Origin of the sequence: Proteiniphilum sp. UBA5384 (assembly GCF_002410825.1) — a bacterium.
Lineage (GTDB): Bacteria > Bacteroidota > Bacteroidia > Bacteroidales > Dysgonomonadaceae > Proteiniphilum.
The window spans coordinates 40,257-66,176 of the sequence record NZ_DHOS01000034.1; the positions used below are offsets into that span (position 1 = coordinate 40,257).

20 protein-coding genes, 1 tRNA gene and 2 pseudogenes are annotated in these 25,920 nt (G+C 39.6%); 10 read left to right on the forward strand and 13 right to left on the reverse strand.

Features of this window, described 5'->3' with window-relative positions; all coding sequences use genetic code 11:
* Window positions 1-95: 95 nt before the first annotated feature.
* Complete coding sequence (locus tag B4G81_RS07115) at window positions 96-1,313, reverse strand: MoaF-related domain-containing protein (RefSeq protein WP_294081299.1); 1,218 nt, start codon at window positions 1,311-1,313, stop codon at window positions 96-98.
* Window positions 1,314-1,807: 494 nt separating this feature from the next.
* Between B4G81_RS07115 and B4G81_RS07120 the strand changes: the two genes are divergently transcribed.
* On the forward strand, window positions 1,808-2,314 hold the full coding sequence (locus B4G81_RS07120; RefSeq protein ID WP_294081300.1) for a peptide deformylase: 507 nt from the start codon (window positions 1,808-1,810) through the stop codon (window positions 2,312-2,314).
* Window positions 2,315-2,436: 122 nt separating this feature from the next.
* Here B4G81_RS07120 and B4G81_RS07125 read toward each other — a convergent pair whose 3' ends face one another.
* Complete coding sequence (locus B4G81_RS07125) at window positions 2,437-2,802, reverse strand: hypothetical protein (RefSeq protein ID WP_294081301.1); 366 nt, start codon at window positions 2,800-2,802, stop codon at window positions 2,437-2,439.
* A 222-nt stretch (window positions 2,803-3,024) separates the two neighbouring features.
* On the opposite strand from B4G81_RS07125, the gene B4G81_RS07130 reads away from it, so the two are divergent.
* The 7 genes from B4G81_RS07130 (at window position 3,025) to B4G81_RS07160 (ending at window position 14,735) form a co-directional block, all read left to right on the forward strand.
* Entirely contained in the window at window positions 3,025-3,246 is a 222-nt protein-coding gene (locus B4G81_RS07130; RefSeq protein WP_294081302.1) for a hypothetical protein, read from the forward strand.
* A gap of 258 nt (window positions 3,247-3,504) precedes the next feature.
* On the forward strand, window positions 3,505-4,836 hold the full coding sequence (locus B4G81_RS07135) for an IPT/TIG domain-containing protein (protein WP_294081303.1): 1,332 nt from the start codon (window positions 3,505-3,507) through the stop codon (window positions 4,834-4,836).
* A 23-nt stretch (window positions 4,837-4,859) separates the two neighbouring features.
* Window positions 4,860-7,979: a SusC/RagA family TonB-linked outer membrane protein gene (locus tag B4G81_RS07140; protein ID WP_294081304.1), complete on the forward strand. Its 3,120-nt coding sequence runs from the start codon at window positions 4,860-4,862 to the stop codon at window positions 7,977-7,979.
* Window positions 7,980-7,985: 6 nt separating this feature from the next.
* The gene (locus B4G81_RS07145) at window positions 7,986-10,028 is read left to right on the forward strand and encodes a RagB/SusD family nutrient uptake outer membrane protein (RefSeq protein ID WP_294081305.1); all 2,043 of its coding nucleotides are present in this window, start codon (window positions 7,986-7,988) and stop codon (window positions 10,026-10,028) included.
* 22 nt (window positions 10,029-10,050) lie between these two features.
* The gene (locus B4G81_RS07150; protein WP_294081306.1) at window positions 10,051-10,965 is read left to right on the forward strand and encodes a BT_3044 domain-containing protein; all 915 of its coding nucleotides are present in this window, start codon (window positions 10,051-10,053) and stop codon (window positions 10,963-10,965) included.
* A gap of 63 nt (window positions 10,966-11,028) precedes the next feature.
* Window positions 11,029-13,176, forward strand: coding sequence for a calcineurin-like phosphoesterase C-terminal domain-containing protein (locus tag B4G81_RS07155; RefSeq protein WP_294081307.1), 2,148 nt, complete (start codon window positions 11,029-11,031; stop codon window positions 13,174-13,176).
* An 11-nt stretch (window positions 13,177-13,187) separates the two neighbouring features.
* The gene (locus B4G81_RS07160) at window positions 13,188-14,735 is read left to right on the forward strand and encodes a BACON domain-containing protein (RefSeq protein ID WP_294081308.1); all 1,548 of its coding nucleotides are present in this window, start codon (window positions 13,188-13,190) and stop codon (window positions 14,733-14,735) included.
* 21 nt (window positions 14,736-14,756) lie between these two features.
* On the opposite strand, the gene B4G81_RS07165 is transcribed toward B4G81_RS07160, so the two are convergent.
* The 11 genes and pseudogenes from B4G81_RS07165 to sppA form a co-directional block, all read right to left on the reverse strand.
* Window positions 14,757-15,488 carry a lysophospholipid acyltransferase family protein gene (locus B4G81_RS07165; RefSeq protein WP_294081309.1) on the reverse strand — a complete coding sequence of 244 codons (732 nt, stop codon included), beginning with the start codon at window positions 15,486-15,488 and terminating at the stop codon, window positions 14,757-14,759.
* 867 nt (window positions 15,489-16,355) lie between these two features.
* On the reverse strand, window positions 16,356-17,357 hold the full coding sequence (locus B4G81_RS07170) for a type II toxin-antitoxin system HipA family toxin (protein ID WP_294081310.1): 1,002 nt from the start codon (window positions 17,355-17,357) through the stop codon (window positions 16,356-16,358).
* Window positions 17,354-17,680: a HipA N-terminal domain-containing protein gene (locus B4G81_RS07175; protein ID WP_294081311.1), complete on the reverse strand. Its 327-nt coding sequence runs from the start codon at window positions 17,678-17,680 to the stop codon at window positions 17,354-17,356. Before B4G81_RS07175 ends, B4G81_RS07170 begins: the two co-directional genes overlap by 4 nt.
* 5 nt (window positions 17,681-17,685) lie before the next feature.
* Window positions 17,686-17,892: a helix-turn-helix domain-containing protein gene (locus B4G81_RS07180; RefSeq protein WP_294081312.1), complete on the reverse strand. Its 207-nt coding sequence runs from the start codon at window positions 17,890-17,892 to the stop codon at window positions 17,686-17,688.
* Window positions 17,893-18,144: 252 nt separating this feature from the next.
* A pseudogene (locus B4G81_RS07185) lies at window positions 18,145-18,318 on the reverse strand (Arm DNA-binding domain-containing protein); the annotation flags it as partial.
* Window positions 18,319-18,347: 29 nt separating this feature from the next.
* A pseudogene (locus tag B4G81_RS15310) lies at window positions 18,348-18,687 on the reverse strand (Arm DNA-binding domain-containing protein).
* Between the two features lie 135 nt (window positions 18,688-18,822).
* Window positions 18,823-18,895, reverse strand: a tRNA-Phe gene (locus tag B4G81_RS07190).
* Between the two features lie 81 nt (window positions 18,896-18,976).
* Window positions 18,977-20,008 (reverse strand): thiamine-phosphate kinase, encoded by a 1,032-nt coding sequence (gene thiL / locus B4G81_RS07195; protein ID WP_294081313.1) that lies wholly within the window; start codon window positions 20,006-20,008, stop codon window positions 18,977-18,979.
* On the reverse strand, window positions 20,008-20,820 hold the full coding sequence (locus B4G81_RS07200; RefSeq protein ID WP_294081314.1) for a purine-nucleoside phosphorylase: 813 nt from the start codon (window positions 20,818-20,820) through the stop codon (window positions 20,008-20,010). The genes thiL and B4G81_RS07200 overlap by 1 nt, the downstream gene beginning before the upstream one ends.
* A complete protein-coding gene (gene lpxK / locus B4G81_RS07205; protein ID WP_294081315.1) occupies window positions 20,777-21,892 on the reverse strand; it encodes a tetraacyldisaccharide 4'-kinase in 1,116 nt (371 codons plus the stop codon). The genes B4G81_RS07200 and lpxK overlap by 44 nt, the downstream gene beginning before the upstream one ends.
* A gap of 86 nt (window positions 21,893-21,978) precedes the next feature.
* Window positions 21,979-23,757: a signal peptide peptidase SppA gene (gene sppA / locus B4G81_RS07210; RefSeq protein WP_294081316.1), complete on the reverse strand. Its 1,779-nt coding sequence runs from the start codon at window positions 23,755-23,757 to the stop codon at window positions 21,979-21,981.
* 253 nt (window positions 23,758-24,010) lie between these two features.
* Here sppA and B4G81_RS07215 point away from each other — a divergent pair, with 253 nt between their 5' ends.
* Entirely contained in the window at window positions 24,011-24,577 is a 567-nt protein-coding gene (locus B4G81_RS07215; RefSeq protein WP_294081317.1) for an RNA polymerase sigma factor, read from the forward strand.
* Window positions 24,574-25,905 carry an outer membrane beta-barrel protein gene (locus B4G81_RS07220; RefSeq protein WP_294081318.1) on the forward strand — a complete coding sequence of 444 codons (1,332 nt, stop codon included), beginning with the start codon at window positions 24,574-24,576 and terminating at the stop codon, window positions 25,903-25,905. Before B4G81_RS07215 ends, B4G81_RS07220 begins: the two co-directional genes overlap by 4 nt.
* Window positions 25,906-25,920: the final 15 nt, after the last annotated feature.

The following is a 25,920-nucleotide window of genomic DNA, read 5'->3' on the forward strand; positions in this document are numbered from 1 at the left end:
ACTTATCTGTTTGGCAATGTTGAATTGAGCCTACCCAATCTGTTTCATTTCGTGTCCTTTTTTACCACTTCGGGAGTATTTTTGGAATTGGGCGTTTAAATAAGCCGGATTGAGCCCTTTAAGTTTGTAAATGTTCCATCAGGACTGCTGATATTGGTGTATACGATTTCCTTGTTGAAGTCCTGCACATGAACGACATGCGTGTTTGTTGACGGTTCTGTCCAGTATACCATATAAACTTTCGGGGCGACCTCAACAGCTGTGTAAATGACATCATCAGTGACGACTTTCTGCGTCCCTTTTACTCCTTGGAATGTCATATGTGTATTATCGATAAAGTTTAGCTCAAAGACAAAATCACCGCCAAAGTCGACTTGCGCTTTCCTGCCGATTAGCGGATAGGCATCAACCGAAGTCCAAGACATCTCACCGGTAAGCACCTTTGCTGTCATTTCAAGATTTGATTCACCTTCTAAATCCGGATATAAAGCTTTCATTTTATCAATAACCTGCTGGCTGTTGACAGAAGCACTGAGTGCCTCTTCAAGATCAAGTAAGTATTGCCTTGTTGATTTTATTGCGGAAGTCCCTTTAACCGTACCGGTTGCCACTGAGAAATGTGCAGGGATAACATATTCCGGTTTTAATGCTTCCATGGCATCCAACGCAGCGACCCATTTCCGGCGGGAATCGGCTGTTTGCGAGTCGGCTACCCAAAGGTGTGACCCTTCATTGATATAAATACCTCCAAGTATGACACTTAATGACGGTATCCATAAATATGAGTGTTGCTCGTCATTTTGTGGCTGGATGATTTCAACTTTCGTATCACCAAGCATAAAATAATGTTGAACGATGGGAGTGGGCACAAGGATATGTTCCGGTGCATTTACTCCAAGTTGCGGCCCCCATATGGATACTTTCTCATCTTTTGTCACATCGATTAAATAAGCTGTCTGGGCTGTCGAATAGATTTTTGCATCCGGAAAGTTTTTAGCAATGTGAGCCAGTCCAAAATAGAAATCAGGGTCTGGGTAACTGATAAAGATCGTTGTTAGGGGTTTGCCTGTTTTTTTTATTAAGTCCACCAAGCTTTGCGCATTGTTCTTGCTGAACTGCGCATCGACCAGGACTACTTCATCCTTGCCTTCGAGGAGAACCGAAGCTACTTCAAAAATAATAGGGTCCGAAGTGAGTACATGTATCTTGACATTCCCTCTTTCGATTGTTTTTACGTTTTGGGCGATACCTACTGTAGATAAGAAAATGAATGACAATAAAAGTGTCATAAATAAAATAATGGTCTTTCTCATAATGTTACATATTTTAATATGGGTTATTAACAATGGATCGGGGAAAAAAGTTTTTTATAAAAGCCTAATAAAAAGCAAGAATCAGCAAGTTGGCATATTCCTTAGGGTTAGTCCTATGTAACTCGAAAATTTACGTTCAAGCATTTATAGTTTACCCCGATTTTATGGCTGACATCCTTGATGGATGTTCTTCCTTTTTGTACTTTGATAAAATTGATGGCTTCACTCAAAAGGGGAATATCCTGGTATCAATTTCAAAGAGGGCATAGAAACGGGTCGGATTAAAACGGATAATGAATAAATAGTCTGCATTGAAAAGGAGCTCAGCGGATGTAATATCACGGCTCATCAAATAGAAATAATCTATAAGGCCAATAAGGGATTCCGATGATGTAATCTTTTTGAGATTATTCGTGACAGGCGTTTCTTTAATAATATACAAAGACGGAAGGTTGGAGCAGCATATCTTTGTGTAAAAATATAAATTTGAAGTAATGATATTGCCAATTGTTTGTTACAGGCATAATATATTAAGGAAGCATTGTGACGCTGTTTTTCCGGATGACCCGATGATCATGAATCTAATTAAGGATATGAGGGAAACGTTGAATGCCGCAGACGGATGCGGTTTGGCTGCACCGCAGGTCAACCGGCTCTTGCAACTATTTGTTGTGAATAGCTGTGATACCTATTTGAATATGGGTACCCAAGCGCGACAGTCGTATTTTGAAGGAGATACCGGAATAGAAGAAACATTTATCAATGCGGAAATCACCGAGTATGGAGGTGAGGAGGTTGCGGATGGTGAAGGCTGTTTAAGTATACCCGATCTTTGGGAGGCGGTAAACAGATCGTGGAGAATTACGATAAAATACCATGACAGGCAATTCCGAGAACAGGTACCTGTATTCTCAGGTTATACTGCCCGTGTCTTACAGTATGAATATGATCATATTTTGGGAATATTGTATATCGACCGGCTAAGTGCTTCAAGGAGGTAATTGTTGCGAAATAAACTGAAAAGGATAGAAAAAGGAATAAAGCGCGTAAAATATCCAATGATAAAATAAAAGCATTGGATTGTTGGTGCCCCTTGAAGCTGTCTTAATACGATCTCCAATGATTATTTTTCCTCTTTTATTTTTATGATTTTGCGGAGCTTTTCTATTTCGATTCGCAATAATCTATTCTCTTCCAGAACCTCAAGATATTTGTTTTTATATTCGACAGCCTCTTCTTCCACAACATCGATGCTTTGTTCGGCCGGATTTGATTTGATGGAAGAAAATACCATTTCTCCTTTTCCCGTAATAAGCCAATCAAGGTTAAGGTCAGGGAAAAATGTTTTTGTTTTTTCAATAACATCCGAATTGATTGTCTCATTTTTTGTGGACAAATATCCAATTGAAATTCCAATTAATTCTTCGAATTTATTCCTTCCGTACCCTTTTTCCTTTACGAATAATTTTAATCTGTCCTTTGTATCCATACTGATATGTATCACTTGTTTGTATTGATCTGATGTTCTTTTCTGATTTTTCTGTTTTTGTATTGTATTTTAGAGTCTTGTATATCTGTTAAAGTATAAATTAAATTATTTTAGTGATATTTATAGGTGTTTTATTTTGCATTTACTGATATTTAATACTATATTTGCATTGTCAATGTATCGCTTGCTACAATGCAATAAATCTAAATATCCCGTAAAGATATGAATAAAGAGGTAAATACCATAAAGCCCGTTACTAAAATATCGATACCTGCCACGTTGATGGCAATCAAGGTAGGAGAAACTGTGATAATATCTTCTAAAATTATCAAAGCAAGTTCTCTTCGGGCTGCAGCATCTCGTCTGGAACGGGCAGACAAAGCTCAATTTTCTGTAACCGAACAAGGTTTTATTGATGGAACACAGATAACCAGGTTAAAATAAATCTTCATAATCAGGAAATATATTATTGAATTTAAAGTATGTTGTCAATCTAAGCAAATGAAAGAAAATCTAATGATATTCTTAATAATTCGGAAGTATTGATGCTCGGTATCATTGCAGCCATACTTGTTGGTTGTTTTTGTAGGGGTGATTCTCCTATATTATCTGTAATTATTAAATAATCTAGTTATCAAGTTCGAATTATCAGTTGGAATGTATTGAAATTGTGAAAAGTATAATCGTTAAACTGTTAAAAGTATGAAAAAAGAAAAGATTTATGTTATTCTTTTTCTATTCTTTATGGCTTTTTTAGGCTGTAAGGATAGCAATGAAGGGCAAATTAAGGAGGATCATGATCCTTCTAAGCCTATTAAACTGACCTCTTTTTTTCCGGATCATGGGCGGATAAGAGAAAAAGTGATTCTTGAAGGGGAAAACTTTGGCTCAGATCCAGACAAGATTAAAGTTTACTTTAATAAGAAGAGAGCATCCGTTGTTGGTTCAAACGGTAAGAACATGTATGTTATAGTTCCTCGTGTTATTGATTCATTAAGCACTATTTCGGTTGTGATAGGTAACGACTCTCTTGTGTATGATGACTTGTTTAAGTATAAAGTTACCATATCTGTAACTACAATAGCCGGCGATGGTACTGCTTCTATTAGACCGGGTGCCCTTGAGCAATCGCAATTGAAACCTTTCCAGTTGGATGTGGATCAGTTTGGGAATATATTTGTTGGAACCGACAATACAGCAAGTGGTGCGGCAAGTTATTCGAGTGATGGACTTGTGCGGATTAATGAAGAAGAAAATACAATGGAATTGGTGAATAAGTTCCCAAATGTTGCCAACAGTCGATTTGAAGGGCTTAACTGCGATAAAGAGACGGGGGTGTTTTATACGGCTGTGAGAACAGGGACATTAGAGTATGCAATCATTGACCCCGCAGAAGGATGGATACCAAGATATAGAACTATATCTTTCAATACCGGGGGGAAATATCCTATTCCAACAACAAACGGTAACTATATGGGATATAGTTCTGTAGATAAACATATGTACTCACGTTATAGCGGAGGTGAAATAGCTAAAATAAATCCCGAAACCGGGAAAGCAGATATTATTTTCAAGTCTCCGGAAACAGGCACCAGTATTGGGATAGATATAGATCCAACAAATCCAAACATGCTATATATAGGAGGATACTCCGGAACAATAGCGCACGGAATATACAGGCTTGATCTTAATGACCCGGAGAATTCTTGGGTAAGACTTAATATTAATACAGGTGCGGGACATCGTGACGGACCTATTGAAGGGGCATTATTTAACACAATATATGGCTTAAGGTTTGATCCGGATGGAATTATGTACATATCGGATTATAAGAATTATTGTATCAGAAAATATGATCCATCAACCGGGATGGTCGAGACTGTATTGGGAATTCCGGGTCAAAGTGGAATGCGAGATGGTGGGAAGGAAGAGGCTATGTTCCATTCTTGTACTGCTATAGGAATAGGAGTGGACGGAACTATATATATAGCAGACCGGGGAAATAATAGAGTTCGAAAACTCTCTATTGAATAACACACTATTTAAAATAATCTCTTATGAAAAGGAATTTATTATTAATAATATTTTTTTTAACAGGAATTTCAATTTTTGCACAAAAAGCTTTTGAAATGGCCGGTGTTGTATATGATGAAACGGGCGAGACTTTGCCTGGCGCTACAATTTATCTTAAAAACGAGGTGGGTGTTGGAACCTCTTCTGATGCAGACGGGAAGTTCCGTATCAAAGCATCCCGAGGAGACATGCTTGTGTTTTCTTATATTGGATATGAAGAAGTTGAATATCTGGTGACTAAAGAAGATAAAAATTTAAAAATCACATTTACATCATCTGCGGTCATGCTTGATGAGTTTGTTACGGTGGGATTAGGAACTGTACAACGAAAGATATCTTCAGTGGCCGCAGTTTCTTCTTTAGATGTAGCTGAATTGCAGACTCCCACTACTTCCGTTGCAAACTTATTAGGAGGTAAGGTGGCAGGAGTTATTTCAATGCAAACGAGTGGAGAACCCGGTCAGAATATATCCGAATTCTGGGTTCGTGGTATCGGTACTTTTGGCGCAAGTAGTGGGGCTTTAGTGTTGATTGATGGATTAGAAGGGAATATTAACTCAATCGACCCTGCAGATATTGAAAGTTTTTCTGTTTTAAAAGATGCTTCCGCCACGGCAGTATATGGTGTACGAGGAGCCAATGGTGTTGTTCTTATTACTACTAAACGTGGACAAGAAGGAAAATTAAACTTGACAGTACGCACCAACTTCTCATTATCCCATATAGGAAAAGTCCCTGAGTATTTAGGCGCTTATGACTACGCTCTTTTGGCAAATGAAGCGATGGAGGTACGCGGAGAGAATCCACTTTATCGCCCTATGGAGTTGGCAATCATCAAAAATCATTTGGATCCGGATATGTATCCTGATGTGAGTTGGCAAGATGAGGTATTAAAAGACACTTCTTTTAAGCAGTCATATTATGTGAGTGGTAGAGGGGGAGGAAGTTTAGCGAGATATTTCCTCAGTTTAGGGGGTAATAGCGAAACAGCTGCCTATAAATTTGATAAGAAAAGTCCATATGCCTCGAATGTTGGATATAACTCCTATAATTTCAGGACCAACCTAGATATTAATTTAACGAAATTTACGACTGTGTATTTTGGCAGTGATGGTCATTTGGCTATTAATAATCAACCGGGCACCGCCAATACAGATCATATCTGGATGGCTCAATCGGAGTTAAATCCTTTGTATTTACCTACAGTCTATTCAAATGGAATGTTTCCTGCGGCAGGTGAAGGATCATCATCATCTCCTTATGTAATGATTAACAAAACAGGAAAAAGGAAGAATGAGACTTACAAAGGGAAAGCAACATTGGCAATTAATCAGGATTTATCATTTTTATTGGATGGTCTGAAAATTAGAGCGCAAGGGGCTTATGATGTGCATAACTATTTTACTGAGAGACGTTATATACAGCCTGCCCTTTATATGGCTTTAGAACGAAGGACAGATGGTTCCTTGGTGATGCGTGAGATGGTAAAGCCAACTCCGGCATCTTATTCAAAAACGAGTAATCAATATAGGAAATACCACTTTGAGTCTACACTCAACTATGAAAACATATTTAATGAAGATCACAGAGTTTCAGGACTTGTTTATTACTACTTAAGCGATGAAAAATATACAAAGGACGCCACTAATAATATGACAGCAATTCCTGTTCGCTATCAAGGTGTGTCCAGTCGTTTTACCTATAGCTATAAAGATACCTATATGATAGATGGTAACTTCGGTCTTACAGGGTCGGAAAACTTCCAACCGGGCAGACAGTATGGTTTTTTTCCCTCTGCTGCTGTTGGGTGGGTACCATCAAGCTATCAGTGGGTCAAGGACAACTGGACCTGGGTGAATATGTTTAAAATAAGATTATCATATGGCTCGGTAGGTAACGACCGTTTAGCGGGTACCACACGATTCCCTTACATGACAAAAGCCACTTTGAGCAGCCAGTCTATTTATGAATCTATAAGTAGTGTTGAAGTACTAACTGAATCACGTGTTGGTGCAGATAACTTGAAGTGGGAAAAATCTATTAAAACAGACCTGGGAATTGAAGGAAGCTTTTTTGGCGAAAGATTATCGTTTGTTGTTGACTTCTTTAAAGATCAACGTGATGGTATTTTCCAGCCTCGTGCGCAGGTTCCTGAATATGTTGGTTTAACAAATATGCCATATGGCAATGTGGGGAAAATGAAGAGTTTTGGTTCGGACGGTAATATTTCATATACACAAATAATAAATAAAGATTTGCATTTTACATTACGTGGAAACTACACTTTAGCAGATACTAAAGTTCAGAATTGGGAACAATCCTATTTAGAGTATCCTTATCTTTTTCATGCAGGCTTTCCAAATGGTTCACATAGAGGATATCAATCTTTAGGATTATTTAAAGACGAAGAGGATATCAAGAATAGCCCCATTCAAACTTTTGGCTCCTATATGCCGGGCGATATAAAATATAAAGATGTGAATGGCGATGGAAAAATTGATGCATCAGATATGGTCCCTCTCTCGCGTAGCACTTATCCAATGTTAATGTATGGTTTTGGGGGGGAGATTAAATATAAAAACCTAAGATTAGGGGTATTATTAAAAGGAACAGGAAGAACTGATTATTATAGTGTAGGTCAAACTGTAAAGCATAATGATCTGACTTATACAAACGGTATGGGGTATGTTCCATTTTTTGGAGGCGTTTCGGGAAACGTCCTGAAAATGGCTAACGATCCCAAAAATCGTTGGATACCTATGGACTATGCTATAAAGAATGGTATTGACCCTTCATTGGCAGAAAATCCGAATGCGATCTTTCCTCGCCTTCAATATGGTAAGAACAATAATAACTCACAAAAATCAGACTTCTGGCATGGAGATGGTCGAAGTCTTCGTTTACAAGAAATCACACTGAATTATAATTTGAAGCTAAGTAAATTACAAAAGATAGGAATTTCATCGGTGGATATTCAGTTGATAGGTACAAACATCTATGTATGGTCTAAACAAAAAATATTTGATCCGGATCAAGCCAGATATAACGGACGAGTTTATCCTATTCCATCGGTTTACTCTTTACAGTTGTATATTAACATATAAAAAAAAATGAAGATGAAAAAAATATTTTTAGATCGTAATTGTCCCATAAAAGTGCTGTTCTTTAGCATCGTCATCATGGCGTTGGTGGGGGCTAGTTCCTGTTCGGACTTTCTGAATGTTGATAATTATTTTGATGATGAATTTAAAATGGATTCAACATTTACACAAGTTCGTTATATCGAGGCGTATATGTGGGGTGCCGCATCATTATTCACAGATGAGGGTTTTATTCTAAGATCGAATTATACACCGGGACCTTATGCCACCGATGAGGGTACCAATAATTTTAGAGAAGGTAATAATATATATGAAGGGACCAACTTTGCCCAAGGATTTATTACACCTGATAATTTAGGAAATTTAAATATGTGGGGTACCTATTATAAAGTAATTCGTAAATGTAATACTATTTTAAACCGTATGGATGAAGCGTCTGACATGACCCCTGTTAATCGTCGTTATATTGAGGGTTATACGCGGTTCTGGCGGGCATATGCATATTATAATATATTAATCGATTTTGGCCCTCCAATTTTACTCGGCGACGAAGTGGTGGCAAATAATGAATCGCTTGAATATTATGATAGAACCCGCAGCACTTATGACGAGGCTGTAGAGTATATATGTAATGAATTTGAATTAGCCGCAAAAGGTATGCCGGCTTCAGTTGCTACCATGGATTTTGGACGACCTGCCCGCGGAGCAGCGTATGCTTTGGCTTCCCGACTAAGATTGATACATGCAAGTCCATTGTTTAATGGCGGGCAAATCGCCCGTAGATATTTCAGCGATTGGAAACGTTCGACAGATGGAGTTCACTATGTGTCTCAAACACCGGATGAGTCTCGTTGGGCTTTGGCTGCAGCCAATGCTAAGCGTGTTATTGATGAACCTTCTGAATCCGGCTTTAAGTACGAATTATATACCGTTCCGGCCGATGATAATACTCCTCCATTACCGGCTTCCCCAATAAATGATCCTAATTATACATCGGAGTGGCCGAATGGAGCAGCAGGAATCGATCATTATCGTTCGTATGACGAGCTTTTTAGTGGGGAGTGTGCGGCACCTACGGTAAAAGAGTTTATTTGGGCACGTAAATCCGAGCAAACAAAATATTTGATTAGAGGGCCTCATCCAATTTCACTGGGTGGTTGGGGGCGATTCTCTGTAACACAAAAAATGGTGGATGCGTATCGTATGGACGATGGTCGTACTATTGATGAGGCAATGGCTGATGGGTATTATTCCGAGTCAGGATATACGGGTGCGGTTAAAATGTTTTCCGGATATCGTCTTAATGCGGGTGTATATAATATGTATGTAAATAGAGAAATGCGTTTTTATGCAAGTGTAGGATTTAATGAAGCTTTCTGGCCTTGTTTGTCAACCACAGATGTTTCAGCACGCGAACATACCGCAAAGTATTATGCTTATGATGAAGATGGACGTGGAACTGCCAATGAACCGCTGAATTACGCTATGACGGGTTATGTCCTTCGTAAATATTATCATCCGATGGATGCCTTAAAAGGAGCTTCAGCACGTGTAATGGATAAGGTATTCCCGATAATTCGTTATGCAGAAATCTTGTTGAACTATGCAGAGGCTTTAAATAATTTGACTACCACGCATACTGTTGAAATTGATGGTGAAACTAAAACTTTCAGTCGTGATTTATCGGAAATAAGATGGGCTTTCAATCAGATTCGTTATCGTGCCGGCTTGCCGGGTTTGACCGATGCTGAACTCAATGACCCCGGAAAAATTCAAAAGCTTATAGAACAGGAACGTATGGTTGAATTTATGCATGAGAATAGAAGATATTATGATGTCAGGCGTTGGGGGATTTATGAACAGACAGAGCGTGAGCCTATTATGGGAATGAATGCGGATGCATCCGATAAAGATGCTTTCTATCAGCGTGTAATGCCGGGTTCTGCTGCTATTCATGGACGTGTAATTCATAGAAAACTAATGTTTGTTCCAGTTCCACGTAGTGAGATTCGTCGCCTGCCTTCTTTTGACCAAAACCCCGGATGGGAATAACTAATTAATATAAAGTAAATATATGAAAAAATATATATGGATAATAGCGTTTGTAGTACCGGGTTTAATAGCCTGCGACACAAATGATGTGTATGAAAAAGAACTCTATAAGAAAGTTGTCGCATTTATCTGTAGCGACAACTACAATGTCCTGGAGGATGTACAGGAGTTGACAGGTGAAGAGAATTCTACCTTCATAGGTTTATCTTGTGGTGGAACAGGCGCTCCTGAAACGGATATTCGAGTGTCGATAATAGAAAGTGAAGGTCCTTTTAATACTTATAATGTGGGTATGTATGACACAGATGTTTCTCAATATGCGAAACTTTTACCCAAAAGTCATTACAGTATTGAAGATTATCAAGTGGTTATTCCGAAAGGTGAAAGAACCGGTAGGCTTGATATTAAGGTGAGGCCTGATGGACTTTCTCCGGATTCGGTATATTTTATACCTCTTTCTATTTCAGCAATGTCTGCTTATGAAGTTAATTATGAAAAAAGCACAATGCTTTACCGTTTATTAATTAAGAATTTTTATGCGCAACAACAACCGGATGGATATACGTATTATACTATGCGTGGATATAGAGATGGCGCTGTTATGCAAGCTTCAAAAGAAATGCAGCCTATTGATAAGAATACAGTACGAATGATGCCTGGTAATGTCTCTTTTCTTGCTGAAGAAGAGTATATTGCGAAAAATGCACTTCTTGTTGAAGTGCAATCTGATAATTCTGTTGTGATTTCAGCCTATAAAGATATAGAGGTGATTCAAAATGATGGAGACCCTGACTTTCCGAATATATTTTTGACGGAAGAGGATGACTGGGGCAGAAGGTTTAAAGTGTTTTTCTTGGCATATTCTTTTAGACCCGAGGGGGAGGATGACTTTGTAGAGATAAAAGAAGAGCTGAGACTTCAATACGTAGATGACTAAAATTTAACTTAACTAATTGGAAGTCAAAATTTTTGACTTCCAATTAAAATATATATAGTTTATATGAGGAAATTATTGATTTCTTTTAGTTGTTTGATTTTATTTGTTTTTTGTAAGGCAGAACAGGATGAGCTGTTTTTACAAGTAGATAGAACAAGCATTACCTTTCTTTCTATTTCTTCAGAAGAAACAGTTTCTGTAAGTAGCAATATAGATTTTAAAGCTATTCCTTCTCAAGATTGGTGTAGAGTTACTCGATCGGGTAGTCAGTTGAAAATAAGTGTAACAGAAAATCCTGATAGAAATAGCAGGACAGCTACTATTACTGTATCTGGCGATGGGGCAGAAAGTATTCAGATTGATGTATTACAAGTCGGGATAGACGCTGTATTTAGTATTGACGCTGAATCGTTAATACAAGAATTTGATTTTGACGCTGAGTCTCGTTTGCTGGAAGTTAAAACTAATGTGACTTTTACTGCTGAATCTAATGAAGAATGGTGTAGGCCGGAAATCCTGAGTGCCTCTAAACGTAATTTACGAATAACCGTTGATAAAAACAATGGCGTTACTGCTCGTGAAGCGTTCATCGTAGTTTCCGCAGAAGGATTTGATGCGTTTGTCATTGAAATAATGCAAGAGGGAACTTTACCTAATAAACGGGGAATGAATCTGAAAGGATGGGTTTCTTGTGAGGGTGTAGGGATACCTGGTGTTGTTGTATCCGACGGACATGAAGTAACCGTTTCAGATGAGAACGGCGTTTATTATTTAGCTTCCGGGAAACAGGAAAAATATGTATTTATATCAGTGCCCGGGAACTATGAAGTTCCTTATGAAGGAAGAGCTCCACAGTTTTTTAAGAAAATCAGAGAAGGTGTGGATGTTGTAGAGCGCCATGATTTTGAATTAACAGCAGTCGATAATAATGATCATGTGGTATTGACCATGGCTGACATTCATCTTGCAAAACGTGTTGATGATCTTGTTCAGTTTGAGTTGTTTATAGAGGATATTAATGAAACAATTGCTCAGTACGAGTCTTCAGGAAAGAAAGTATATGGTTTAACCCTTGGAGATCTTTCGTGGGATACATATTGGTACGCTAACAATTTTACTATAAAGGATTATGTTCTTTATATGAATAAAATTAATACTCCCGTTTTTAATACTATGGGCAATCATGATAATAATCCGTATGTTACCGGTGATTGGGGTGCTGCACAATATTACTGCGATATAATTGGACCGAACTACTATTCATTTAATCTCGGAAATGTTCATTATGTAGTGCTTGATGACATTCTTTATCATAATAATGGTGGATCAGACGGTGTGATGGGACAAAGAAACTATGATGCCGGATTTACAAGTGAACAAATAAATTGGTTAAGAAAAGATTTGGAGAAGGTTGAAGATAAAAGCGCACCATTAATAGTTGCTTTGCATATTCCCGTATTTTCCCAACCAAATATAAATAACGTTTCTAACTATCGGATTGCTAATGCTGAATTTCACAATCTTTTATCGCAATTTGATAATGTACATATTGTATCTGGTCATACACATATCAATTGGAATTATGAGCACTCGGAAAAATTAATGGAGCATAACACAGCAGCTGTTTGTGCCACTTGGTGGTGGACGGGTTATAGCGGATACGCAAGTAATCATATTTGCAAAGACGGTTCTGTGGGTGGTTATGGAGTATGGGATATGAGCGATAAATCAGCAAAATGGCATTATAAAAGTATGGGGTATGATCATGATTATCAGTTTAGAACTTACGACTTGAATACTATTGAAATAACAGCCGACAAATATGCTCCATATGCCAATGCTACTTATGCTGCTCAAGTGCCGGAATATGCAGGGGATTATGCAAAAAAAAGTGATAAAAACGAAGTGCTCATTAATATATGGGGATATGATAAAGAATGGGAAATTACGGTAAAGGAAGGTGGAAAGACTTTGCCCGTTACCAGGGTTAGTGCAAAAGACCCTCTTCATGTAATTTCGTATGAAGTGGCCAGGTTAAATCGTAATGCAACCCCTTCCGCAACATTTACAACGTCCAATACATCACATATGTTTAAAGTAAAGGCTTCGAGCGCTACTTCAAGCCTTGATATACAGGTTGTTGACCGATTTGGTAGAACTTATACTGAAACAATGACGCGCCCAAAAGATTTAATAACTAATATGAGATAATTATTATGAGAATGAGTTTAATACAAAAAAGTGTATTGTTTGTTTTTTTCGCCTCACTTTTTATTTCTTGTGAGGACAAAGAAGACAATGTTTATCTAAACATCACCCCTGATGAATTAATTCAGGTAGATAATGATGGAGGAGCAGTAACAGCTTCTGTTTCAACCAATGTAGATAATTTGATTTGGGAGATAGAGGACGGAGATTGGATTTCAGTTGAGAAAACCGGTTCGGAATTAAAATTTGAAGTGTCTCCAAATGAAGGTGAAGAGAGACATGCTCTGTTTATGATAGGCTCAATAAAATACCCTAAAGTGAATAAAACCATATCTATTATACAAAGCTCCACCTATTTGGAAATGAGTACAGATATGATAAGTCTTTCAGGTGATAAGTCTGATGTGGTAGTAAAAATTAAAACCTCTATCGATGATTGGATATATACAATAGAAAATGGTTCTTGGATGGATGTCGTCAAGAATGAAGAGGGTTTACTGTTAAAAGTCAATGCCAATAACACCCCTCGAACCCGTGAGGCTATTTTGTATATAACTTCCGAAAAGTTTCCATTGTATGACAAAGAAATCAAGATTGAACAGCTAAGTGGTATTGTTTTAGAAGTTGAATCAGATTATGTTGCTCTTCCATCCGGTGGGGGAGAAGCCTTTGTAGGAGTCAATACAAATATAGATGCGTGGGATTATAGTTATGAAGGGGATTGGTTGACAGTAGAGAAAACCAATGAGGGTGTCAAATTAAGTGCAAGGCCTAATGAAAGTTCAGAGAATAATTTGACCGAGCTGACTATTTATTCAGTGGAATATCCTGATGATATTTGGCAAACAGTGATAGTGGAGCAATATTCCGGACTTATTTTCTTTGATAATTTTGATTGGCTTGGTGAAGGTGCATTTAAGCCCATTTATACTGGAACAAATGAAAAAAGATTTGATGCTTGGGGAACTGCATACGGTACCTATAATGGTTGGACAAGTACAATCACTGCAGACGAAGGTACTGGCCTTACACAATGGGTATATAGCCGATTGGGATATGCTAAATTTGGGAAAACCCGTGTAAATGGCGATTTGATTACCCCAAAACTCGAAGCGATTGATGGTACCCAAGATATAATAGTCTCATTTGGCGCTTGTGTATATGTTTCGGCAGGAGGAACAATTGATGGGCAGATTCTTAACGTTGAGGTGATTGGACCGGGTACAATTACGGAGATTCTAAAAGTGGGTTCACAAGCCGTGCCGGAAAAAGGTGCAGAGCTATTGTCGAGTGTACAAGAAAGCAGTGGAGAATTGACCGCAGGAGGTGCTTTGTTTATATTAGGCAATTTGGCGAATACTGATGGACCAAGTAGAGCGCTCTGGTTCGGTGAAAACTACGATTTCTTGGCTCCGGAAATTGCACAACGCAGTTTTGTGGTGACTGGTGCAACAAGTGAAACTCAAATTAGATTTTTAGCAGGACCTAATTTAGGAGTATCCGAAGACGGTAAATCACATCGTCATGGCTTCGATGATGTGAGGATTGAGTTGAAACGATAGTTGTTGAGAGCAGAAATCCATTCAATGGATCGTCTGGGTAATTACCTGTTCTGTTTTTTCAAAAAGCAGAGGAAATGGAGTGTCTTTTACGGGAATAAGATCGTGAATGGTAAGCTCGATCTTATTCCCGACACCCAACGGGAAAGAACCCCACCTGGTCATTTTCCATGTGTTATTGATAGTAATAGGAACTACGAAGGCAGAAGAGGCATACTTGCAAAGGATTTTCAGTCCGTTCTCTGCAAAGTGACGTGGTTTGCCTGTTTTGCTCCGTGTTCCTTCGGGAAATATAACCGCGGAACGTTTGTGCGTTTCTATATACTCCGCTAATTGCCGGATGGCATCTAATGCCTGTTTGCCGTCTTTCCGGTCGATTAGTGCCGATCCGCCATGCCTCAGGTTGTAGGATATGCTGGGAATTCCCCTTCCTAATTCAATCTTGCTGACATACTTGGGGTGAATTTTTCGTAAGAACCATCCAATCGTGGTGATATCATACCAGCTCTGGTGGTTGGAGGCGATGATCAGGGGGGTGTTCGCCGGAAGTTTCTCTCTTCCCGTAATCTTATATCTTGTGCCTAACACGTAGGTGTTTAGCACAAGAAAGAAACAAAGTGCATCTACACTCTTCTTGTGTGCACTATATCCAAACAGGTTGAAGCATACCCATTGGATCACTTCAAAGATGACTAACGTAGTTCCAAATAAGAGATAGTAAATGATGGAAAGAGGATATGCTATTAATTTCTGCATAATGATTTTATCTTATTTATTTTATCGGCATTGAGTGAAAATATGGGTAATCTGCTATCATATTTCTGATCCGGCATCTAAACAGAAAAGAAATACTTGACAAAGATAGTCTTTCTGTGTTTTGGTTGGAGTGAACAGATGATTTTATTTTGGAGATATTGGATGTCCCCTAAAATAATCTTATGAAATTTTATAATAAAACAAGGCCGTTTATTGCAACTTTGTGTGCTCCCATCAACAGTCAAAACTATCGGGAAGATATCGGCAAGGGATACGCTCCGGTCACAGATGGTTATTATTTCCTGATCGGTGAAGGCCGGTCTCGAATTATTGCTGTATCTTTGGCATTAATATTTGAGCTCCTTATCGCACGTAAATCACACAAATACAACGTCGGATGTAGTTCTCGCAATCCGCTGTTGATGAACTGTTTGTGAGATAGTTTTATTATGGACCGTTCCGGATGGAGTTATGAATATAAGAATGAATATTTGCACAGTACCGAATCTGTTGTCGTTGTATAGGGTTTTGATGTTTCCTGCTATTCTCTATTGGGGAATGAACCGATATGAACAATTATCTTTAATTTTTTACATGAGGATTCGCCAAAGTATTAACGAATGATGCTATTTTCAGTGTCGTCACATTGGTAATCTGCTCCACTGCTTCCGGTATCATCCCGTAGAACGACAATGCCGTGTGCAAACTGATATAGGATGGGCGATAAATCCGGTTGCCATTAATAGATACTAAAGCATGCGAAAAGCGCCTAAAATCATTGTCTTGAACGCTTTATTTGGGGGGGCCACCAGGAATCGTCATAATTTGGAAATTTATGAGATTATTTTAATAGAAATACTTTCCAAATCAGCGTTTCATATCTTCCAGCCTGTTCCGTTTGGTTTGATAGAGCATTCGGTATTGATGTTTTATTTTATCCGACAAAAAAGAATTGTTTATTAGCTCATCAATCAACGGATATTTGGCTGTAAAAGTCGATAACTCTTTATCAACCATTTTTTCAGGTAATCCTATTAACGAGCCAAACTCCCTGAAAGATACACCGTTTGCTTTCCCCCCCTTATAGAATTCAGGTCTATCGGTCTTGAATAATCCCTTATCCAACGCAAAATCCGTATCATCGACATGAATTCTTGTATTTAGCAAATCATATGCAGGAGTAAGACGAAAATCATTTCCTCCCATATCAATCACGGAAAAGTTCTTCAAGTGAGCATCTCCATTTGAGAAAAGGAAGTTGAACAAAATCAGTCGATAAAATTTCAGCAATTCCACTTGCCATGCGGGAAGATATTTCTTTATCAGTTCTGCGACTTCCTCATAACTGTAATCATACTTGAAATTAACCCCTGCATTTTCAGAAGTTATTCCTGCCAACGAAGCAAAATCCTCAACCCTGTATTTGCTTCCATCAGTCGCCATGTCAAAGCGTTTTGTAATGTATGCTGTTTCCCCACTTTGGAAAAAGCACAAAGCATTGGGAGCAGTTTCTATTTTAAAGACCTGTTCCGCTATCTGCATGGTCAGATTTTCATTGGCAGAACACTCCAATGGATTTTTTATTTCCGCAGGTTTGGGTTTTAAAATATAATGTCCTTGTTCTCCTTCGGGTGTTAGATTTAACTTCTCCTTATTAATAATCATCGAATATTTGCTTTGAACTCCCGATATGGATATTCGTTTCTTATTATCCATAAAGAGTTTGGCATCATCTTCATTCTTCTCTATAGATTCATAAGGAAGTATATGCGAAACTTTTTGTTTGTTGAAAACACGTTTCAGTGCTGTCGGACTGTATGTACCGTATCCTATCGCCAATGTAGAAGGACAATTCTTTATCTCTTTCATGCCTTCATCGGTTTAACGGTTATAGCTCCTGTTGTATCATTTTGGGCGGTTGCCAATAAAATCCCAAAATGGTCTTTCTCATCAATACGGAGCAATCTTGCTTGGGTAATTCGGTTGCTACCTTCCGAGAGCATATTAAAGAAGAAAGGAAACAGACTGTCAGCCTGATATTCTTGTTTGTTTTTAGGTAATGTCAAACTGATAGCAGGTTTTGCAGAATCCTTGAAATAATCATCTTCGTATCTGAATAGATATTTTCTGTCAGGAGTTTCCGTTAATTCTCCTGCCAAAACACCATTATAATATACATTTGCTTTCCTCATAGGATTTACAGTTTGTTAGATTTTATGTTTATATCCATTTGCAGACCAAGCGTATCCAAAATATTCATTACAACTTTCAGAGAAGGATTTGCTTCGCCTCGTTCTATTTTTGTGAGCGTGTTTATACTCACTCCCGATAAAATGGCGAGCTCCCTTTGTGTAATGGAAAGGGACTTCCTACGCTCTTTTATTATATTTCCTAAATCTTTCATAATCCCAATATATTGTGATTTAAAAGCAAAAGTAATATTTTTAGATGTGACAAACAATAGAAATCTCAATATGTTGTGATTTTGATGTAAAAAATAGGGGAAAATGGATAAAAAACAACAAGAATCACAGTATAATGGGATTCTTTCAAAGGCATTTCAGGTAACGAGAATAATACCTAAAATATACTTGTATATAAAGGTGGCATTGTTCGTCTATGAAAAGAACGGCTTTGTCCACTTTCAGGCATAGTTACCACGAGAGCATTCTTTTGCCTGATTCCATAAAGAAGGGTTAATATCTTTGTGAATGTTTGTTTCAACACGCACCCTGTTTGCGGTAATTCTCATACATACCGATGCTTCACCATTCTTCAATAGTTTTGTTTTCTTTAGGAAGAACAGAACAGCAAACGAATTTCTTTCCATCAATTTACTATTTTTTTAGTGATACAAAATTATGGAAATGGAGTGAAGTTTATGCAATTTAAGTTGCTGCCAATCATGAACGGTTTTTCTACTTTGTCAACAAGTGAATTGGATGTGTACTCTTTTTGTGTGGTGTTTAACTCTAAAATGGTCTGGTTATAGGCTTTTAGTTTCTTAATGATGAGGTTTTCAATCTGCTTTCTATCGGGACAATTGTGTTTGGGTTTGTTCTTTTCAAAGTCCCAGTACATGGGGTTGACGGATATTCCAAGGCTTTTTCCCGTTTTTCGACACTCTAATCATTAAGGGATTTTCCCCATTGGATAAAGTATTCGACTTGTAACATAGTACATTAATAGTTGCATTCATGCGGTTTCCGGTTTACATCCCGGTTTAACTTTCACATCGAAAACCAACAAAAAACTGAAAATTCAGGCGAAAGATTTATATAGGCTATATAAAAAGAAAAACACCTGAATATCTGATATTCAAGTGTTTGTTCTGTGGTGCCACCAGGAATCGAACCGGGGACACAAGGATTTTCAGTCCTTTGCTCTACCAACTGAGCTATGGCACCAACACTGCTTAAATTGCGAGTGCAAAGATAAGCGCATTTTTGAGATTTACAAAATTTGCCAATAAAAAAATGCCGGAAAATTTATTTCCCTGCTAAAGGATTCCATCCCTGTGCGCGGAGTTGCATCTCCTGCCCATCACGGGTAACCAGATAATAGCCCTGTTCAGGGGGGGTAATATGACCTACCAGATGGATACCCTCCAGTTTGTTCATCTTTTCATGCAGGGGAAGAGGTACGGTGAAGAGGAGTTCATAATCCTCACCTCCATTCAGTGCTACGGTCGTTACGTTCATATTGAACGTTTCGGCCATCACTGCCGTTTGATAATCAATAGGTATCCGTTCTTCAAAAAGCTGGCAACCTGCATGACTCTGGTGGCAGATATGAAGCAGGTCGGACGATAATCCGTCGGAGATATCTATCATTGAAGTGGGTACAATACCATGCTCTGCCAACATGGCTACGATATCTTTCCTGGCTTCAGGTTTAAGTTGGCGTTCCAATAAATATTCCCTGCCACCAAAATCGGGCTGAAAATTTTTGTCGCCGGTGAACACGCTCTTTTCCCTTTCCAGCAGTTGCAATCCCATATACGAGGCTCCCAGGTCACCCGATACATAAATAAGGTCTGTATTTTTAGCTCCGTTGCGGTAGACGATTTTCTCTTCGTCTGCCGTACCGACGCAGGTGATGCTGATGGTAAAGCCGGTGAGCGATGAGGTGGTGTCTCCCCCGACGATGTCTACCCCGTAGATCTCACAGGCAAGCTTTAACCCGCTGTAAAACTCTTCGAGATCTTCTACAGAAAACCGTTTGGATATTCCTAATGAGACAGTGATCTGCTGTGGCTTCCCGTTCATGGCGTAAATGTCGGAGAAGTTGACGACTGCAGCTTTGTAGCCGAGATGTTTGAGGGGGGTGTATATGAGATCGAAATGGATCCCTTCCAGCAGCAAATCGGTAGTCACCAGTGTCCGTTTCCCGTTATTGTCCATGACGGCTGCATCGTCACCTATTCCTTTGACCGAACTCTTCTGGGTGAGTTTGATATCTTTGGTGAGGTGGTTGATTAATCCGAATTCTCCCAGTGTGGCTATTTCTGTGCGTTGCATCAAATTTTCTGAATGATGGTGCGCATGATCTCTGCCATCTTCGGCTGGGCGATTTTGGCGGCTTCCTGCACATCTTCGTGTGATACTTCTACGATTTTACCGATCACTCCGAGGTCGGTGATAATGGAGAATGCCAGCACCTTCATGCCGGCATGATTGGCTACGATCACCTCCGGTACGGTAGACATACCCACGGCATCTCCCCCGATGATACGCAACCAGTTGTATTCAGCGGGCGTTTCAAACGTGGGGCCCTGAAGGCCAATATAAACTCCGTGCTGCAGTTTGATATTTTTTTCTTTGGCTATTTCCATCGCCATCAGTCGTAACGACTTGTTGTATGCCTCACTCATATCAGGAAAACGGGTTCCCAGTTCATTGAAGTTCTTTCCATGGAGCGGATGTTCGGGGAACAGGTTGATATGGTCTTCGATCAGCATGATGTCACCTATGTCGAAGCTGGAATTCATTCCTCCCGCCGCATTGGAAACGAAGAGGTATTCAATATTCAGCGCCTGGAAAACACGGACGGGAAAAGTGACTTGTTTCATATCATACCCTTCGTAGTAGTGGAACCGTCCTTGCATGGCCAACACTTTCCTGCCGCCAAGTGTACCTACGATCAGTTTCCCGCTATGCCCTTCCACCGTAGAAACAGGGAAGTTGGGGATGTCGGTATAGGATATCTCGTTTTTATCCTCTATCTCGTGTACCAGTTCACCCAGACCGGTTCCCAGGATAATGGCTGTATTGGGGATTTCTCCGATTCTACTCCGCAGATAATCGGCTGTTTGTTTGATGGTTTCTAACATGTTCTAAAATTTTATTGTTGAATTGTTTTTGTTCTTCTTCATCGATAAATGATACGCGTACGGGGATATAATAAAGCATCCTTTTCATTTCTTCATCGAGGGAGAGCGCCCTAAGCCGGACAGCATCCTTCTCTGTGGTGATGATGATTTTGTTATTATCTTCCACCGTGTTGACCAGTTCCCGGATCGATTGTATGTCTTTCTCTCTGAAAGCATGATGATCGGGAAAGAATTGGGTATAAAGGTTATAAGTGAAATGTCCCAGTTTGTCTACCAGTGGCTGGGGAGAAGCAATGCCTGCCACCAGGAAGACATGCTTCTTGCGGATATCCGGCATCTGCAGTGTATTGTCCTGCATGCCGGGAAAAAGAGGGACGATCATCCCGTAATCAAAACTGGTGAAATAGAGTTGTTGGAAAGCAAAAAGATCCAGTCCGTTCGTATAGATTCGGAAATCAATGGGCTGCATATCGGCATCACACTTGGTGACAATGACGATAGATGCCCTCTCTTTTCCTTTCAGCGGTTCTCTCAACGATCCTGCAGGTAGTAGGCGATCTTCAAAAACGGGTCGGTTGCTGTCCACCAGCAAGATGGAGAGCGAAGGCCGTACGTGGCGGTGTTGAAATCCATCATCGAGAAGGATCACATCAGGACGTTGTTCTTTCTCAATAGAAAGGATTTTTTTGATTCCATTTACCCTGTGTTTATCGACAACTACCAGCGTTTCCGGGAATTTTTGTTTGATTTGCAATGGTTCATCTCCCACTTTCCGTACTTTTGAGGTGGTGTCTACCATCAAAAAACCTTTGCTTTTGCGTTTGTATCCCCTACTGAGTACAGCCACTTTATATGTCGGCGATAGCAATCTTATAAGATATTCAATATGAGGCGTTTTTCCCGTACCCCCCACTGTGAGGTTTCCCACACAAATGATTGGAATATCGAATGATTCCTGTTTGAGTATGTTTTTGTCGAACAGTGTGTTACGGAAATTCACGCCGAGACCGTAGAGCCAGGCCAATGGCGCCATTGAACGCCGGATTTTGACAAAAGGTTTATCCTTTTTCATACGATTAATTCATTCTTTACATTATAGTATATGAAATCCGTAATGAATCATCTCCTCTTGAAAAAGTTTCCTACTCGTTTCATTCATTACTGAATATTTAAATCATATGGAATGCGTGCCTGTATATAGTCCTGTTCTTTGATATCTTTCAGGAGCATAAACATTTCATAGCTTTCTCCCAGGTATTCTTTCATTGTTCTGGCGACCAGTTCTTCTTTCTGGGGATTGAACAATTCTTCGAAACGGGAACGGAGTTTAGGATATTCGAATACGACATAACTCTTACCCAGATTAGCCATTTCAGCCGCAATTTCGATAGCTTTTTCAATACCTCCCAGTTCATCGACCAGTCCAATCTCTTTGGCCTGGTTGCCTGTCCATACACGTCCCCCGGCGTAAAGAGCCAGAGAATCTTTGGGCATGTCACGTCCTTCGGCACAACGGGTCAAGAACAGGTCGTACCCCCTTTCAATCATGGCTTGCATCATCTGTTTTTCTCTTTCGTTGAAAGGACGAGTTATATTCCCGAAATCGGAGAACTCGTTGGTTTTTACCTTATCGGTAGAAATGCCGAGTTTTTTTGCTGTTCCTTCAAAATTGGGAATAGCGCCGAAAATACCAATTGATCCGGTCAGGGTAGTAGGTTGCGCTACAATTTTATCAGCGTTACATGCGATATAATATCCCCCCGAAGCCGCCATATCGCCCATAGATACTACTACCGGTTTTTCTGTCTTCAGGTCGGAAATGGCTTTCCATATCTGTTCGGAAGCATAAGCACTTCCTCCTCCCGAATTGATACGGAATACTACCGCCTTTATCTCTTTGTCTTTTCGCAGTTTCTCAATTTGATCTACCATATATTTGTCCTGGATATTAGATGACCCGGAACCCGAAACGATATTTCCATATGCATATAAAATGGCGATGGTATTGTCGGTTTTTTTGACCGTTTTTGTCGTGACCGATCTCATGTCGGATACTGTGGCCGACCGGATTTTCGTATCTTCATCGATGCCCAGCAGATTTCTCAGGTAATTTTTCATTTCTGTTTCGTAAACAAGGGTATCTACCAGATTGGAAGAAAGCAGAAAGTCGGTGGGCTGTATTGCCGGCAGACTATCGGCCAGCAAATCCATATCAGTAGAGGTGAGTGAACGCGATTCGGCCATGTCATTTTTCATAAAATTCCATATATCGTTCAGGTAGGAACTCACCTGTTCCCGGTTGGCTTCACTCATTTCATTTTGAGTAAATGGTTCTACCGCAGATTTATAGGTTCCTACTTTGAATATCTGCATTTCGATCCCCAACTTATCCAATGCATCTTTATAAAAGACTGGAATGGAAGCCAGCCCGTGAAGGTCGAGCATTCCCTGGGGATTGATAGCCACTTTGTCGGCAATGGACGCAAGATAATAACCACCCTGTGTATAATTATCGGCATAGGTGACGATAAATTTGCCGCTCTCTTTGAAATTTTCCAGTTCGTGCCGGATTTCAGCCAGTGTAGCTATCGAAGCTGTCATATTGCGGGAGTCGATATAGATTCCCTTTATTTTATCATTATTTTTTGCTTTCCTGATGGCACTCACGATATCATTTAACCCTATAGCGGAAGGACGATCGGAATTGATCATAGAGGTGAACGGATCATCTTCCGGTACACGTTCGTTTATCGGCCCGTCCAGACGGAGGTTTAGTACCGTATTCTCCTGTAGGATAAATTTTTCTCCGGTCGATAGGGAACCCATGAATGATCCCATTGCCCCAAAAATAAAAATCATTGCAATAATAGAAAAGAGGATATTCGCGAGGACAAAGCCTAAGGCAGACGCGAGTGTGATCTTCAGAAAATCCTTCATAAAGTAATTATTAATTGATTAAGTAGGACAAAAATAAGGAAAAAAGAGTTATGCCCCAAGTTTAATTTACATATTCTTAATTAAATTCATTTGCCCTTTTTTTCTGTTGGCAGTACTTTTGATCTATATTTCTTTGCGAAATGATGGTCAGGCAGATCATGCCGTTAAAAAAGCATAAATAAAGGCAAAAAAACACCTGTCCACGCAGCGTTTTTTCTTATTATTCATCTAATAAAATGAACTGCGATTAAGAATGGATGATTCGCAACTTGTCATAGCATGTAAGAAACAGGATCGTAATGCCCAGAAGTTATTGTATGAGCGATATGCTCCTATAATGATGGCGGTATGTTTACGTTACAGCGGAGAGGAAGAAATGGCCCGCGACTTGCTACACGACGGTTTCATCCGTGTTTTTACGCAAATTGGCTCGTTTTCGGGCAAAGGTTCTTTTGAAGGGTGGCTCAGGCGGATTTTCGTAAATCTGGCATTAGAAAATTACAGGAAAGAGAAGCAAAAGTATCGGTTTATGGAGGAGTACGGCTATATGAATGCCGATGAATCGGAAGACCCTACGGACAATTCTCTTGATATTGATAATATTCCCCGGGAAGAGGTATTCGATATGATAAGGAGTTTACCTCCCGGATACCGGACTGTATTCAATATGTATATTTTTGAGGAGATGTCGCACAAGGAGATTGCTCACGTGTTGGGTATCAATGAAGCCGCGTCTCGTTCACAGTTTTACAGGGCAAAGAATATGCTGCGTAAGAAAATATCAGCCATCCTGCATAACAATCAAAGACAAGTACAATGATGTCAGATAACGATATTAGAAAAGAATTTCAATCAAAACTCAGCGGTTTTGAAGCACCCGTTCCGATGGATGGTTGGGATGGCGTGGAGAGGTCGCTGCAAGCCGCCGCCGCTGCACGGGTATTGTTCCGGCGAAGGTGGTGGTATGCGGGCTCTGCTGCCGCGGTGATGGTTCTGGTGATAGGCAGCATACTGTTTATGCGGAATCCGATACAATCGCCGGAGGTTATGGTTTCGGAGTCGATTCCGGCTGCTTCTCCCATTGTGTCGGACACGAGTGGAGAAAGTATAAAAGAAACGGAACTTTCTCCGGAAGGGGATGTTTCCCGTTCAAAGGAGAGGTATTTGGCTATCGGAAAAAAGAAAGAGTTTGTAAAAAAACGGAAAGGACTGATTGTCGAGCCGGCTGCTCCCAGAGGGATTTTTACGGCGTGGATGGATCGTAATAATTTGAAAGTGACGGAACTGGAAAATAAGATAGTTCCCGGAAATATCCGGTTACCGGCAAATGCCGGCAAGACGGATGCGAAACAATATGATAGTGATTTTTTTGTAGAAGAGAGAATTATCGTGGAGGAGGGCCAAAATCTTCTTTCTGCCGGAGAAATCGCGGATGAGAAAGGAACCGGTCCTTTTTTGCTCGCTGTGAACGGGAGAGGAGGGCTGACCGGATATCAACAGACCGTAAATTCGCCTATGACCTTGAGGAGCGCCAGTCCGGTTATGGAAAATAAATACTCCATTGATAACAATAAAGCCCAGCTTCAGGCTGATAATATAGCGGGAAATGTTTCGGAAATGGAACATGACCAACCAATATCTGTTGGAATTACAGTTTCTAGATATCTGTCTGAAGACCTCTCGGTGGAGACCGGTCTTGTATACTCTTATCTTCATTCCAAGACAAGAAATACTAACAATAATTTTCAGGTGGAAGAAGTCCAGAAACTTCATTATCTGGGCATCCCCCTAAATGTGAATTATAATCTTTTTTCTTTCCATAAACTGAATGTCTATGCTTCCGTGGGAGGAATGATAGAGAAGGATATATCCGGTGAATACAAAAGGTTAAAGGAGGGACAGCCTGTCACCTTGAATAATTCTTCCGAGGAATCAACCGCGATGGAGGTTGAAAAGATCTCGCAGAAAAAACCCCAATTTTCAGTCAATGCCGGTGTAGGGGTTTCATATCCTCTTTATGACAGATTGAGATTGTATGGAAAGATAGGAGGTGCCTATTATTTTGATGCAAAGAATGAATATAAGACCATTTATTCCGACAGGAAGATTGTGTTGGATATGAATGTGGGATTGAGATATGAATTTTAATATTAATAAATAGAA

Excerpts from the sequence above, each read along its gene's own strand:
- lpxK (WP_294081315.1), bottom strand. The coding sequence starts at position 21,892 with ATGAAAAAGGATAAACCTTTTGTCAAAATCCGGCGTTCAATGGCGCCA.
- B4G81_RS07125 (WP_294081301.1), bottom strand. The coding sequence starts at position 2,802 with ATGGATACAAAGGACAGATTAAAATTATTCGTAAAGGAAAAAGGGTAC.
- B4G81_RS07115 (WP_294081299.1), bottom strand. The coding sequence starts at position 1,313 with ATGAGAAAGACCATTATTTTATTTATGACACTTTTATTGTCATTCATT.
- B4G81_RS07120 (WP_294081300.1), top strand. The coding sequence starts at position 1,808 with ATGATATTGCCAATTGTTTGTTACAGGCATAATATATTAAGGAAGCAT.
- B4G81_RS07220 (WP_294081318.1), top strand. The coding sequence starts at position 24,574 with ATGATGTCAGATAACGATATTAGAAAAGAATTTCAATCAAAACTCAGC.
- B4G81_RS07130 (WP_294081302.1), top strand. The coding sequence starts at position 3,025 with ATGAATAAAGAGGTAAATACCATAAAGCCCGTTACTAAAATATCGATA.
- B4G81_RS07180 (WP_294081312.1), bottom strand. The coding sequence starts at position 17,892 with ATGAAAGATTTAGGAAATATAATAAAAGAGCGTAGGAAGTCCCTTTCC.
- B4G81_RS07155 (WP_294081307.1), top strand. The coding sequence starts at position 11,029 with ATGAGGAAATTATTGATTTCTTTTAGTTGTTTGATTTTATTTGTTTTT.
- sppA (WP_294081316.1), bottom strand. The coding sequence starts at position 23,757 with ATGAAGGATTTTCTGAAGATCACACTCGCGTCTGCCTTAGGCTTTGTC.
- B4G81_RS07170 (WP_294081310.1), bottom strand. The coding sequence starts at position 17,357 with ATGAAAGAGATAAAGAATTGTCCTTCTACATTGGCGATAGGATACGGT.
- thiL (WP_294081313.1), bottom strand. The coding sequence starts at position 20,008 with ATGCAACGCACAGAAATAGCCACACTGGGAGAATTCGGATTAATCAAC.
- B4G81_RS07175 (WP_294081311.1), bottom strand. The coding sequence starts at position 17,680 with ATGAGGAAAGCAAATGTATATTATAATGGTGTTTTGGCAGGAGAATTA.
- B4G81_RS07150 (WP_294081306.1), top strand. The coding sequence starts at position 10,051 with ATGAAAAAATATATATGGATAATAGCGTTTGTAGTACCGGGTTTAATA.
- B4G81_RS07160 (WP_294081308.1), top strand. The coding sequence starts at position 13,188 with ATGAGTTTAATACAAAAAAGTGTATTGTTTGTTTTTTTCGCCTCACTT.
- B4G81_RS07200 (WP_294081314.1), bottom strand. The coding sequence starts at position 20,820 with ATGTTAGAAACCATCAAACAAACAGCCGATTATCTGCGGAGTAGAATC.
- B4G81_RS07135 (WP_294081303.1), top strand. The coding sequence starts at position 3,505 with ATGAAAAAAGAAAAGATTTATGTTATTCTTTTTCTATTCTTTATGGCT.
- B4G81_RS07140 (WP_294081304.1), top strand. The coding sequence starts at position 4,860 with ATGAAAAGGAATTTATTATTAATAATATTTTTTTTAACAGGAATTTCA.
- B4G81_RS07215 (WP_294081317.1), top strand. The coding sequence starts at position 24,011 with ATGGATGATTCGCAACTTGTCATAGCATGTAAGAAACAGGATCGTAAT.
- B4G81_RS07165 (WP_294081309.1), bottom strand. The coding sequence starts at position 15,488 with ATGCAGAAATTAATAGCATATCCTCTTTCCATCATTTACTATCTCTTA.
- B4G81_RS07145 (WP_294081305.1), top strand. The coding sequence starts at position 7,986 with ATGAAGATGAAAAAAATATTTTTAGATCGTAATTGTCCCATAAAAGTG.